Source organism: Xanthobacter dioxanivorans (assembly GCF_016807805.1).
Lineage (GTDB): Bacteria > Pseudomonadota > Alphaproteobacteria > Rhizobiales > Xanthobacteraceae > Xanthobacter > Xanthobacter dioxanivorans.
Map to the genome: position 1 here is coordinate 202,983 of NZ_CP063362.1, position 12,854 is coordinate 215,836.

Consider the following 12,854-nt stretch of genomic DNA (forward strand, 5'->3'; position numbering starts at 1 on the left):
GACCTAAATGCAAATAATTTGCAATTGCATCTCAGATCCCCTATTTTTGCGAATGGCTCGCAATTGGAGCGACTGCCCATGCGCCGTATTTTCCGTTTCCTCGTCGTCCTCGTCGCCGCGCTGATTGTCGTCCCGCTCTCCCACGCCCCTGCCGGGGCGGCGGAGAAGTTCAAGGTGGTCACCACCTTCACCGTCATCGCCGATATGGCGCGGAACGTGGCGGGCGACGCCGCGCAGGTGGAATCCATCACCAAGCCCGGCGCCGAGATCCACAATTACCAGCCCACCCCCGGCGACCTGATCAAGGCCCAGGGAGCGGACCTCATCCTGTGGAACGGGCTGAACCTGGAATTGTGGTTCGAGAAATTCTTCTCACGCCTGAAGCAGGTGCCGAGCGTCGTGGTCTCCGACGGTGTCCCGCCCATGGGCATCACCGAGGGCCCCTATTCCGGCAAGCCCAACCCGCACGCCTGGATGTCGCCCTCCGCCGCGCTGATCTACGTGGACAACATCCGCGACGCGCTGGTGAAATACGATCCGGCCAACGCCCCCGCCTACACCGCCAATGCCGAGGCCTACAAGGCGAAGATCACCGCCGCCATCGCCCCGATCCGGGCCGAGCTGGACAAGGTGCCGCCGGGCGAGCGCTGGCTCGTCACCAGCGAAGGCGCCTTCAGTTATCTCGCCCGCGACTTCGACCTGAAGCAGCTCTTTCTGTGGCCCATCAACGCCGACCAGCAGGGCACCCCGCAGCAGGTGCGCCGGGTGGTGGACCGCATGAAGGCGGACAAGATCCCCGTCATCTTCTCCGAAAGCACCATTTCGGCCGAGCCGGCCAAGCAGGTGGCGCGGGAGACCGGGGCGCAATATGGCGGCGTCCTCTACGTGGACTCCCTCAGCGACGCCGCCGGGCCGGTGCCCACCTATCTGGACCTGCTGCGCGTCACCTCCGCCACCATCGCCAGGGGCCTGGCTCCGGCGCCAGCGGAGGCGGCCGGCAAATGAACGCCCCCCTTTCCCCCACGGCGGCGCGGGTGGACGCCGACGGCTCCGGCATCTCCGTCGAGCATGTCACCGTGACCTACCGCAACGGCCACACCGCCCTGCGCGACGCCACCTTCCGCATCCCCACCGGCACCATCACCGCTTTGGTGGGGGTGAACGGCTCGGGCAAGTCCACCTTGTTCAAGACCATCATGGGCTTCCTCGGGGCGTCGCGGGGCACGGTCTCGCTCCTCGGGCTGAGCGTCGCCGAGGCGCTGAAGCGCAACGTGGTCGCCTACGTGCCGCAGGCGGAGGAGGTGGACTGGACCTTCCCCGTCCTGGTCGAGGACGTGGTGATGATGGGCCGCTACGGCCACATGAGCTTCCTGCGCATTCCCCGCCAGGCCGACCATGCGGCGGTGGAGGCGGCCCTCGGCCGCGTCAACATGCTGGAATTCCGCAAGCGGCAGATCGGCGAACTGTCCGGCGGCCAGCGCAAGCGCGTCTTCCTCGCCCGGGCGCTCGCCCAGAATGCCCGCGTCATCCTGCTCGACGAGCCCTTCACCGGCGTGGACGTGAAGACCGAGGACGCCATCATCGCCTTGCTCAAGGCCCTGCGCGACGAGGGGCGGGTCATGCTGGTCTCCACCCACAATCTCGGCTCGGTGCCGGAATTCTGCGACCGCACGGTGCTGATCAAGGGCACGGTGCTGGCCTATGGCCTGACCTCGGAGATCTTCACCCAGGCCAACCTGGAGCAGGCCTTCGGCGGCGTGCTGCGCCACTTCGTGCTGGACGAGAGCCACGCCGCCACCCCCGGCACCCTCGGCGTCCTCACCGACGACGAGCGCCCCCTCGTCCTCTACAAGGACCGCCCCGCGGCCAGCGGCACCGCGGGATCGTCCGAGGGGATCGGGTGATGGCCCGGGACGATCCCGCCCGCGCAACAGCAGCGGCAAGGAAGGGCTGAGCCCATGCCCGCGATGCTCTCCCTTCTCCTCGAACCCTTCGGCTACTCCTACATGGTCAACGCCATGTGGGTGAGCGCGCTGGTGGGCGCGGTGTGCGCCTTCCTCTCCGCCTTCCTCATGCTGAAGGGCTGGTCGCTCATCGGCGATGCCCTGTCCCACGCCATCGTCCCCGGCGTCGCCGGGGCCTATATGCTGGGCCTGCCCTTCTCCATCGGTGCCTTCTTCTCCGGCGCGCTGGCGGCAGGGGCCATGCTGTTCCTGCAGGAGCGCACCAAGCTGAAGGAGGATGCCGTCATCGGCCTCATCTTCACCTCCTTCTTCGGCCTCGGCCTGTTCATGGTCTCGCTGTCGCCCACTTCGGTGAACGTGCAGACCATCGTGCTCGGCAACATCCTCGCCATCTCGCCGCAGGACACGCTGCAACTTGCCATCATCGGCTTCGTCTCGCTGGCGGTGCTGCTGGTGTTCTGGAAGGACCTGATGGTGACCTTCTTCGACGAGAGCCACGCCCGCTCCATCGGCTTGCACCCCACGGCGCTGAAGATCATGTTCTTTACCCTGCTCTCCGCCTGCACGGTGGCGGCGCTGCAGACGGTGGGCGCGTTCCTGGTCATCGCCATGGTGGTGACCCCGGGGGCCACCGCCTACCTGCTCACCGACCGCTTCCCCCGCCTCATCACCCTCGCCGTGCTGATCGGCGCCGGCACGAGCTTCGTCGGCGCCTACCTCTCCTATTTCCTCGACGGCGCGACGGGCGGCATCATCGTGGTGCTGCAGACGCTGATCTTCCTCTCCGCGTTCGTCTTCGCCCCCAAGCACGGGCTCCTTGCGGCGCGGCGGCAGGCGGCAGAAGCGCTCAGGGAGGACGCGGCATGAGCCTGCTCGCGCCGTTCCAGTTCGACTTCATGCTGAGCGCGCTGGTGATCTCCGCCCTGGTGGCGGTGCCCATGGCGCTGCTCTCCTGCTTCCTGGTGCTGAAGGGCTGGTCGCTGATGGGCGATGCCGTCTCCCACGCGGTTCTGCCCGGCGTGGTGCTGGCCTACATGGCCGGCCTGCCGCTGGCGGTGGGGGCGTTCGCCGCCGGCATGGTCTGCGCGCTCGGCACCGGCTACCTGAAGGCCAACAGCCGCATCAAGGAAGACACGGTGATGGGCGTGGTCTTCTCCGGCATGTTCGGGCTGGGACTGGTGCTCTACACCAAGATCCAGTCGGACGTGCACCTCGACCACATATTGTTCGGCGACATGCTCGGGGTCAGCTGGGGCGACATCGCCGAGAGCGCGGTCATCGCCGGCCTCGTCACCCTCGCCTTGCTCGCCAAGTGGCGGGACCTGCTACTCAACGCCTTCGATCCGGCGCAGGCCAAGGCCGTGGGCCTGCGCGTCGGGGTGCTGCATTACGGGCTGCTGGTGATGCTGTCGCTGACCATCGTCGCGGCGCTCAAAGCCGTGGGCATCATCCTCGCCGTGGCGCTGCTGATCGCGCCGGGGGCCATCGCGTTTCTCGTGACGCGGCGCTTCGGCTGGATGCTGGTGGTCTCCGTGGCGGTGGCCGTGGGCTGCGCGCTCGCGGGCGTCTACCTCTCCTTCTTCCTCGACTCGGCGCCGGCGCCGACCATCGTGCTCTTGATGACGGCGGTTTTCGTGGCGGCATTCGTGGGGGTGAGGGTGCAGGCTGGACGGGCGGAGCGGGCTCTGCCTTCCGCTTAGGCATGGCGACCAAGCCTTCGGCACCTGACACCATCTCACCCTTGACGCCCCACCCCCTCAGGCGTAACCCCATCCGCGGGACACCTCCCCCCAACGGGAGGCGCTCATCTGCAAGGATGGTACAATGACTGCAAATCCTGCCCCGGCCACGCGCCCGGAGAATCCCAATTTTTCGTCCGGCCCCTGCGCCAAGCGTCCCGGATGGACGCTGGACGGGTTGTCCGACGCCCCGCTCGGGCGCTCGCATCGCGCCAAGGTCGGCAAGGTCAAGCTGAAAGAAGCCATCGACCTGACCCGCGAGGTGCTCGAAGTGCCCGCGGACTACAAGATCGGCATCGTCCCCGCCTCCGATACCGGCGCGGTGGAAATGGTGCTGTGGTCCATGCTCGGCGCCCGCCCGGTGGACATGCTCGCCTGGGAAAGCTTCGGCGAGGGCTGGGTGACCGACGTGGCCAAGCAGCTCAAGCTGGCCGACGCCCGCACGCTGACCGCCCCCTATGGCGAGCTGCCGGACCTCGCTCAGGTGGACTTCAGCCACGACGTGGTCTTCACCTGGAACGGCACCACCTCCGGCGTCATGGTGCCGGATGCCGAATGGATTCCGGCCGACCGCGCCGGCCTCACCATCTGCGACGCCACCTCGGCGGCGTTCGCGCAGAAGCTCGACTTCGCCAAGCTCGATGTGGTCACCTTCTCCTGGCAGAAGGTGCTCGGCGGCGAGGCGGCCCACGGCATGCTCATCCTCTCCCCGCGCGCGGTAGAGCGGCTGGAGACCTACAAGCCGGCCTGGCCCCTGCCGAAGATCTTCCGCATGACCAAGGGCGGCAAGCTGATTGCCGGCATCTTCGAGGGCGAGACCATCAACACGCCCTCCATGCTGTGCGTGGAAGACTATCTCGACGCGCTGAAGTGGGCGAGGAACATCGGCGGGCTCAGCGCCCTGCAGGAGCGTTCGAACCGCAATTTCGAGGCCATCGCCCAGTGGGTGCACACCACTGCGTGGGTGGATTTCCTCGCCAAAGAGCCGCTGACCCGCTCCAACACCTCGGTGTGCCTGAAGGTGGTGGACGCCGACGTGACCTCGCTCCCGGCGGACGCGCAGGCGGCCTTCGCCAAGGCCATCGCCTCGGGGCTGGAGAAGGGCGGCATCGCCTACGACATCGGCGCCTACCGCGACGCCCCTCCCGGCCTGCGCATCTGGTGCGGGGCGACCGTGGAGCGCTCCGACGTGGAAGCCCTGACCCATTGGCTGGACTGGGCCTTCAATGAGGCCAAGTCGGCGTTACCCAAGGCAGCGTGAGTTCGGGCAGGGTGAGGTTGGACAAGTGGTCCGGCCGGGAACGATGCGTCCCCTCTCCCCTTGCGGGAGAGGGCTAGGGTGAGGGGTAAAGGCCTCACCGCGAGTGCCCCGCCCCCAGCACCCTGAGCCCCCCTCACCCCCGACCCCTCTCCCGCAAGGGGAGAGGGGAGAGCCCCAGGCGGCGCACGATCCCATTTCTCCTCCCCCGCACGCGGGAGAGGTCCACGCCGGTGACGCGCGATCGACCGCGCATGCCCGGCCCATCCCATTCGCGAAACGGAGCCCCCCATGGCACCCCGCGTCCTCATCTCCGACAAGCTCTCTCCCGCCGCCGTCCAGATCTTCAAGGACCGCGGCATCGAGGTGGATTTCCAGCCCGACCTCGGCAAGGACAAGGACAAGCTGGCCGAGATCATCGGCAATTATGACGGCCTCGCCATCCGCTCGGCCACCAAGGTCACCCCTAAGATCCTGGAGAAGGCCGACCGGCTGAAGGTCATCGGCCGCGCCGGCATCGGCGTCGACAACGTGGACCTGCCTGCGGCCACCGCCAAGGGCGTGATCGTGATGAACACGCCGTTCGGCAATTCCATCACCACCGCCGAGCACGCCATCGCCATGATGTTCGCGCTGGCCCGCGAGATCCCGGCGGCGGATGCCTCCACCCAGGCCGGCAAGTGGGAGAAGAACCGCTTCATGGGCGTCGAGGTCACCGGCAAGACCCTCGGCATCATCGGCTGCGGCAACATCGGCTCCATCGTCGCCGAGCGCGGCGTGGGGCTGAAGATGAAGGTGATCGCCTATGATCCCTTCCTCTCGGCGGAGCGGGCGCTGGACCTGGGCGTGGAGAAGGTGGAGCTGGACGACCTGCTCGCCCGCGCCGACTTCATCACCCTGCACACCCCGTTGACCGAGAAGACCAGGAACATCCTCTCGGCCGAGAACATCGCCAGGACCAAGAAGGGCGTGCGCATCATCAACTGCGCCCGCGGCGGCCTCGTCGACGAGGCGGCGCTCGCTGCCGCGCTGGAATCCAAGCACGTGGCCGGTGCCGCCTTCGACGTGTTCACCGTCGAGCCGGCGGAGCAGAACCCGCTGTTCGGCCACCCGAACGTGGTGTGCACGCCGCACCTGGGCGCCGCCACCACCGAGGCGCAGGAGAACGTGGCCCTCCAGGTGGCCGAGCAGATGAGCGACTACCTGCTCTCCGGCGCCATCTCCAACGCGGTGAACTTCCCCTCCATCACCGCCGAGGAAGCGCCCAAGCTCAAGCCCTTCATCGAGCTCGCCGAGAAGCTGGGCTCGTTCGCCGGCCAGCTTACCGACACCGGCCTCAAGACCGTGCGCATCGTCTATGAGGGCGCGGTGGCCGACCTCAAGGTCAAGGCGCTCACCTCGGCCGCCGTGGCCGGCCTGCTGCGCCCGGCGCTGCCGGACGTGAACGTGGTTTCGGCCCCCTCCGTCGCCAAGGAGCGCGGCATCGTGGTCGAGGAGACCACGCGCGCCGCCACCGGCGACTATGAGAGCCTCATCACCCTCACCGTGGTGACGGAGAAGTACGAGCGCTCGGTTTCCGGCACGGTATTCGCCGACGGCCACCCGCGCATCGTCAACATCAAGGGCATCAAGGTGGACGCCGAGTTCGCACCCTCCATGATCTACGTGACCAACGAGGACAAGCCCGGCTTCATCGGCCACTTCGCCAGCCTGCTCGGCGATGCGGGCGTGAACATCGCCACCTTCGCCCTCGGCCGCGACCATGCGGGCGGGGACGCCATCGCCCTGGTGGCGGTGGACGGCAAGGTTCCGGCCGAGGCCCTCGGCAAGGTGCAGGGCCTGCCCCACGTCAAGGCGGCGAAGGCCCTGACCTTCTGAGCCGCCGTCACCGCCCGGCTTCCAGCGGCCGCCCGAAGGGGCGGCCGTTTTCGTCTGTGCGAGGGGGGCGTCCCGGTCCGGCCGCGGACCGGGACGGAGGCATCAGGCCTTCCGGCGCGCCCGGGCGGACACCGTGGCCAGCAGGATGCCGGAAATGACCAGGGCGTAGCCGGCGAAGTGGTACCAGGCGATCTGCTCGCCGAGAAAGACGATGGCGAGCGCCGTGCCGAACACCGGCATGAGATGCAGGAAGGGCGCGGCAGCGTTCGCTCCCACGAGGTCCACCGCCCGGTTGAAGAACAGGTAGGCGACGAGGGAGGGGCCGATCATCACGTAGGCGAGGGTCGCCACCGTGACCCGGTCGAAGTGCAGGATCCGCCCCTGGAGCACCTCCCACAGGGCGAACGGGATCAGCAGCACCGATCCCAGCGCCATGATCACCGCCAGGAAGGACAGCGGCCCCAGGGCCGGCCGGTTGCGCAGGATGGCGGCATAGAAGGCGTAGACCACCAGCGCCGCGATGATCCACACGTCGCCGACGTTGGGCTTCAGGTGCAGGAAGGTGTCGAGGTCGCCGTGGCTGATGATGACCAGCACGCCGGTGAGCGAGGTGGCGATGCCCGCCACCTGCCCGAGCCCGAGCCGCTCCCGGAACAGGACGAAGGTCCACACGGCGACGAGCAGGGGCGCGGTGGACTGCACCAGCAGGCCGTTCAGCGCCTGGGTATATTGCAGCCCGTAATAGCTCATGGCGTTGTAGCAGGCGATGCCGGTGCCCGACAGCAGCACCAGCAGCCAGATGTGGCGGCGGATGAGCGGCAGGTCGCGCCGCAGCTGGTTCCATGCGAACGGCAGGAGAATGAGCGTCGCCCCCACCCAGCGCACGAAGGCGAGGCCCACCGGCGGCACGTGGCCGGCGACGAAGCGCCCGACCACGATGTTGATGGCCCACAGGAGCGCCACGAGGGTCAGCAGCAGATAGGGCGCGTCGAAGAGAGCAAATCCCGAGGTGCGCGATGGCCTCACCGACATGTTTCCTCCCGCCGCGCGCCCGTTTCGGCCCGCGACGCCTCTCCCATTTTGGTTTCCGGGTCGGCCTTTGAGGTTGGCCGTTTCCGAGGCAGCCGGCCGCCCCTCTTGCGGCCGGAGTTCCGCTGTACCGCCTCCATGGCCGGAGGGGAAATCTAAACTCGCGACCGATCCATCAAATGCCGTGATGGATCAGCGCCCGATCAGGCGCTGCACGGTGCCGTCGTCGATCAGCATGTAGCCGGTGGGACTGTCCGGGCACAGGCCGCCGCCGCACTCCAGCACGGTGGACACGCCATTGCCGAGGGCGAGCAGCAGCACCAGCACGATGGCGAGGGTGCCGAGCAGCGGTGCCGGGGACGTCGCCTCGGGCCCCCGCTCGAACTGGCCGTCGAACAGCATCAGGATCGCCGAGCCGGTGACGCAGACGGCGAACAGGATCAGCGCCCAGGCGTAGAAATGCAGGCCGAAGAAAGCATCGCCATAGGCCCCTTCGCCGGGGACGATGTGCAGCAGCGTCTGCCGCACGGACACGGCCCCGCCGGCGAGGGAGGAGAGGATCATCAGGCCGTAATGGGACGGCCTCGGCCCGAACTTCACGTTGAGCGCGAGCCCGACCGCGACCCCGAGGAAGCCCGCCCGCTGCAGGATGCAGAGCGGGCACGGCAAATCGTGGAAGGCGATCTGGTCGATGAAGGCGGTGATCAGCACCGCCGCCACCGCGACCAGGCCAAGGGCGTTGAGCAGGCGGAAACGCGCGCTTTCGCTCATGGCCGCCCCCTCACAAGGCGATGTGGAGGGAATCGGTGGCATGAAGGCGGAACAGCGCCAGCATCGCCGCCACCGCGACCACCCACAGGACGAGGGCCGCGCCACGCTGGCCGGCCAGCGTGGCGGAGAGCGCCAGGAAGACTCCGAAAAACGGCAGTGACATCATGGCGCCGCCCCTTGGGGCGCGCTCCGGGCAAATTGAACCCAATTGCTCGGATCGCGCTCAGAATCGTTGATGGAGAACGCGTGACCCGGTCAGCTTGCACTGCAAGGCGATCGGCGCGTGCTCGAGCGACCGGGGGACGCCGGTTCCATCGACGCATCCCGACTCAGGCCCGCACGGGACGGTAGCGAACCCCGGCCCCCGCGTCATGCTGCGGCGCGGTCGCCGGCTCAGGCGGGGAGCACCACCGCCGTGTTGCCGGAGGGATCCGCCACCTCGAGCCCGCCATCCGCCAGCGGCGTGAAGGCGACGTCCGCCGCCGCGAGCCGCCGCGCCAGCCCCGCCACCGCCGCCGCCGGCAGCCGCACGGTGAAATGGTCGAGCCCGGCGCTGCCGGCCGCTGGCGCCGGGGCGCCGGACGACTGCCAGGTGTTGAGGCCGAGATGGTGGTGATAGCCATCGGCGCTGACGAACAGGGCGCCGGGATAACGCGCCATGATCTTCAGCCCCACCGTGTCCACCCAGAATCGCCGCGCCGCCTCCAGGTCGGAGACCTTGAGATGGACGTGGCCCATGTCGGTACCGGCCGGCGCCTTTCCGAGAACCGCCGGGGCCTCGCGGGCGAGGGCGGCGAGGTCGAGGGGCAGGGTCGCCATGGCGATGCTGCCGTCGGCACTGCGCGGCCATTCGGCCTCCGGCCGGTCGTGATAGATCTCGATGCCGTTGCCGTCCGGATCGTCCACATAGAGCGCCTCGCTCACCAGATGGTCGGAGGCGCCGAGGCGCAGGCCCGTGTGGTGCAGCGCCAGGAGGCGAGCGGCGAGGCTGGCGCGGTCCGGCACGCGGATGGCCATGTGGAACAGGCCGGGCGCACGGTGCGGCGCCGGGCGAGCCTGCGACCGGCGAACAATCTCCACCAGCGGCCGGCCACCGGCGCCGAGCACCGTGGTGTCGCCGGTGGCGAGGACGTCGAGGCCCACGGCGTCGCGGTAGAAGGGGACCAGACGGTCCGGGTCGGCGCTGGTCAGCGCCACCGCGCCGAGGGCGAGGTGGTGGGGCTCGGGTTCGGGAGAAAGGGAAAGGGCGGCAGTCACGATGAAGCTCCTCGCGGAGGGGCGGATTCCCATTCGGGGACCGATCTACCCTGGCGTTGCTTCAAATATGGAGGAGCGCCCAAGCCTGCGCCATTGCGTCGATGCAAGCGAAAGCCAGCACCCCCGCACGCCCTCGCCGGTGTGTTCCTCAATCGGTGAACCACGCCTCATCGGTCTTACGGAGCTTACCGCGCCGCCATTCGTAGATCTGGGTGCAGCGCATGTAGCGCTCGGGGTTGGACCGCGTGCAATAGGCGGAGTGGGAGAACACCACGAGATGCGGCAGCTTGCCGTGCCCGCCCGGCGCGATCTCGAAGCCGCGCGCGCCGCGATCGAACGCCCGCGTCCAGCGCCCCGGCCCGGTGGAAACGAAGAGGATGTAGCGGAAGCCGTCGGAGCCGACCCAGGGGGTGAAGCCGCCCTCGCAGGCCATGTCGTGGGTGTCGATCAGGTAATCCGGCCGTCCGTCCGGGGAGACGTCGACCACCGTGAAGACGGTCTTCGCCGACCATTGGGGGGTGCCATCCTCGGCCCTGCACGCCGCTTCCAGCCCTTTCACCGCCCCGCGACCACCTTGGGCAGGCCGGCATAGGGATTGCTCGCCGGTTGGCCCGCAACCGCGGCCGGATCAGGCGCGGGCTGCGCCATCTGCGTCCCAGCTGCCGGAGCATTCGCGGCAGCCCCGGTCGGCGTCTCCCCCGCCCTTGCGGATGAGGTGAACGGGCCGAGCCCGATCACCGCACACAGGGTGACGACGCCGATCCTCATGCCTCTCCCCTCCGTCGCCCGGACCGTGGTTCGAGGGCGGAATAGCGAACGGCGATGGCGCGTGTCTTTCGGCTGCGTTGCGCCCCTGTTTCAACGCCGGCGGGGCGTCGGGCCCCGACCGGCCTTCCCGCCTCAGGCCGCCTTCTGGCACTCCCGGTCCACGATGGTGACGATGTCGGCCATGATGCGGTTCAGCTCGAAATTCTTCGGCGTGTAGACCGCCGCCACGCCGAAGCCCTTCAGCTGCACCTCGTCCTCCGGCGGGATGATGCCGCCCACCACCACCGGCACGTCGGAGAGGCCCTCGGCCCGCAGCCGCTCCATCACGTCGCGCACCAGCGGCACGTGGGAGCCGGAGAGGATGGACAGGCCGATGACGTGCACGCTCTCCTCCAGCGCGGCATTGACGATCTCGGCCGGGGTCAGGCGGATGCCCTCATAGACCACCTCCATGCCGCAATCGCGCGCGCGGACGGCGATCTGCTCGGCGCCGTTGGAATGGCCGTCGAGCCCCGGCTTGCCCACCAGGAACTTGATGCGCCGGCCGAGCTTCTCGGAAACGGCGTCCACATTCTTCCTCACCTCGTCGAGGCCCTGGGTGTCCACCCGCGCGGCGCGGCCGACGCCGGTGGGGGCGCGGTATTCCCCGAACACCTCACGCAGGCAGGTGCCCCACTCGCCGGTGGTGATGCCGGCCTTGGCGCAGACGATGGAGGGCTCCATGATGTTGCGCCCCTCCTGCGCCGCGCTCTTGAGCGCCGCGAGGGCCGCCTCCGCCGCCTTCGGGTCGCGCGCCGCGCGCCAGGCCTGAAGACGCGCGATCTGCTCCGCCTCCACCCCCTCCGGCACGGTGAGGATGGAGCCCTCGCCGGTGGTGAGCGGGGATGGCTCCGTATCGGTCCAGCGGTTGACGCCCACCACCACCTGCTCGCCGCGCTCGATGGCCTCGAGCCGGCGGGTGTTGGATTCCACCAGCTGCTGCTTCATGTAGGAATTCTCGATGGCCGCCACCGCGCCACCCATGCCGTCGATGCGGGCGAGCTCGGCGCGCGCCTCCTGCTTCAGCTCCTCCACCTTCTTCGCGATCTCGGTGGAGCCGTCGAAGATGTCGCCGTATTCGAGCAGGTCGGTCTCGTAGGCCACCACCTGCTGCATGCGCAGGGACCATTGCTGGTCGAAGGAGCGCGGCAGGCCGAGCGCCTCGTTCCAGGCGGGCAGCTGCACGGCGCGGGCGCGGGCCTTCTTGGAGAGGGTGACGGCCAGCATCTCCAGAAGGATGCGGTAGACGTTGTTCTCCGGCTGCTGCTCGGTGAGGCCCAGCGAGTTCACCTGCACGCCGTAGCGGAACAGCTTCTGCTTGGCGTCGGTGATGCCGTAGCGCTCGACGCAGATCTCGTCCCAGAGGTCCACGAACGCGCGCATCTTGCACATCTCGGTGATGAACCGCATGCCCGCGTTCACGAAGAAGGAGATGCGCCCCACCACCTCGCCGAAGGCCGGGCCCTCGGCCTCACCGGACGTCTTCACCGTGTCGAGGACGGCGATGGCGTTGGCCAGCGCGAAGGCCAGCTCCTGCACCGGCGTCGCCCCCGCCTCCTGCAAATGGTAGGAGCACACGTTCATCGGGTTCCACTTGGGCAGATCCTTCGTGGTGTAGATGATGGTGTCCTTGGTCAGCCGCATGGAGGGCGCCGGCGGGAACACGTAGGTGCCGCGCGAGAGATATTCCTTGATGATGTCGTTCTGCGTGGTGCCCTGCAGCTTGGAGCGGTCCGCCCCCTGCTCGTCGGCGGTGGCGATGTAGAGCGAGAGCAGCCACGCCGCACAGGCATTGATGGTCATCGACGTGTTCATCTCGGCGAGCGGGATGCCGTCGAACAGGGTGCGCATGTCGCCGAGGTGAGAGATGGGCACCCCCACCTTGCCCACCTCGCCGCGGGCGAGCGGGTGGTCTGAATCGTAGCCGGTCTGGGTGGGCAGGTCGAAGGCCACCGACAGGCCGGTCTGCCCCTTGGCGAGGTTGGAGCGGTAGAGCTTGTTGGATTCCGTGGCGGTGGAGTGCCCCGCATAGGTGCGGAAAAGCCAGGGTTTGTCGCGGGCTACCATTCCTTTTCCCCATCCGTCTGATCTTGGAATTTGTCGCGATTGTGCGTCGCAATGCGCGTGACGTCGATGGGAAATTTCTCCACC

Annotated in this window: 13 protein-coding genes; 6 read left to right on the forward strand and 7 right to left on the reverse strand. The window is 68.3% G+C overall.

Going from position 1 to position 12,854, the window contains the following annotated elements:
* The first annotated feature begins 78 nt into the window (after positions 1-78).
* From EZH22_RS00995 to serA, 6 genes are all read left to right on the forward strand, one after another.
* On the forward strand, positions 79-1,005 hold the full coding sequence (locus tag EZH22_RS00995; RefSeq protein WP_203193971.1) for a metal ABC transporter substrate-binding protein: 927 nt from the start codon (positions 79-81) through the stop codon (positions 1,003-1,005).
* Positions 1,002-1,904, forward strand: a complete 903-nt coding sequence (locus tag EZH22_RS01000; RefSeq protein ID WP_203193972.1) for a manganese/iron ABC transporter ATP-binding protein — start codon at positions 1,002-1,004, stop codon at positions 1,902-1,904. The genes EZH22_RS00995 and EZH22_RS01000 overlap by 4 nt, the downstream gene beginning before the upstream one ends.
* Positions 1,905-1,967: 63 nt before the next feature.
* The gene (locus EZH22_RS01005; protein WP_203196319.1) at positions 1,968-2,831 is read left to right on the forward strand and encodes a metal ABC transporter permease; all 864 of its coding nucleotides are present in this window, start codon (positions 1,968-1,970) and stop codon (positions 2,829-2,831) included.
* Complete coding sequence (locus EZH22_RS01010; protein WP_203193973.1) at positions 2,828-3,664, forward strand: metal ABC transporter permease; 837 nt, start codon at positions 2,828-2,830, stop codon at positions 3,662-3,664. The genes EZH22_RS01005 and EZH22_RS01010 overlap by 4 nt, the downstream gene beginning before the upstream one ends.
* A 124-nt stretch (positions 3,665-3,788) precedes the next feature.
* Complete coding sequence (locus tag EZH22_RS01015) at positions 3,789-4,964, forward strand: phosphoserine transaminase (RefSeq protein ID WP_203193974.1); 1,176 nt, start codon at positions 3,789-3,791, stop codon at positions 4,962-4,964.
* Between the two features lie 288 nt (positions 4,965-5,252).
* Positions 5,253-6,839 (forward strand): phosphoglycerate dehydrogenase, encoded by a 1,587-nt coding sequence (gene serA, locus EZH22_RS01020; RefSeq protein ID WP_203193975.1) that lies wholly within the window; start codon positions 5,253-5,255, stop codon positions 6,837-6,839.
* Positions 6,840-6,941: 102 nt separating this feature from the next.
* Here serA and EZH22_RS01025 read toward each other — a convergent pair whose 3' ends face one another.
* The 7 genes from EZH22_RS01025 to EZH22_RS01055 form a co-directional block, all read right to left on the reverse strand.
* Entirely contained in the window at positions 6,942-7,871 is a 930-nt protein-coding gene (locus tag EZH22_RS01025) for a DMT family transporter (RefSeq protein WP_203193976.1), read from the reverse strand.
* Positions 7,872-8,060: 189 nt separating this feature from the next.
* Positions 8,061-8,639, reverse strand: coding sequence for a disulfide bond formation protein B (locus EZH22_RS01030; protein ID WP_203193977.1), 579 nt, complete (start codon positions 8,637-8,639; stop codon positions 8,061-8,063).
* A 10-nt stretch (positions 8,640-8,649) separates the two neighbouring features.
* Entirely contained in the window at positions 8,650-8,805 is a 156-nt protein-coding gene (locus EZH22_RS01035) for a DUF5993 family protein (RefSeq protein WP_203193978.1), read from the reverse strand.
* A 227-nt stretch (positions 8,806-9,032) separates the two neighbouring features.
* Positions 9,033-9,896: a VOC family protein gene (locus EZH22_RS01040; protein ID WP_203193979.1), complete on the reverse strand. Its 864-nt coding sequence runs from the start codon at positions 9,894-9,896 to the stop codon at positions 9,033-9,035.
* Between the two features lie 148 nt (positions 9,897-10,044).
* Entirely contained in the window at positions 10,045-10,455 is a 411-nt protein-coding gene (locus EZH22_RS01045; protein WP_203193980.1) for a hypothetical protein, read from the reverse strand.
* Complete coding sequence (locus tag EZH22_RS01050) at positions 10,452-10,664, reverse strand: hypothetical protein (RefSeq protein WP_203193981.1); 213 nt, start codon at positions 10,662-10,664, stop codon at positions 10,452-10,454. Before EZH22_RS01050 ends, EZH22_RS01045 begins: the two co-directional genes overlap by 4 nt.
* A 132-nt stretch (positions 10,665-10,796) precedes the next feature.
* Positions 10,797-12,770, reverse strand: a complete 1,974-nt coding sequence (locus EZH22_RS01055; RefSeq protein ID WP_203193982.1) for a protein meaA — start codon at positions 12,768-12,770, stop codon at positions 10,797-10,799.
* Positions 12,771-12,854 lie beyond the last annotated feature (84 nt).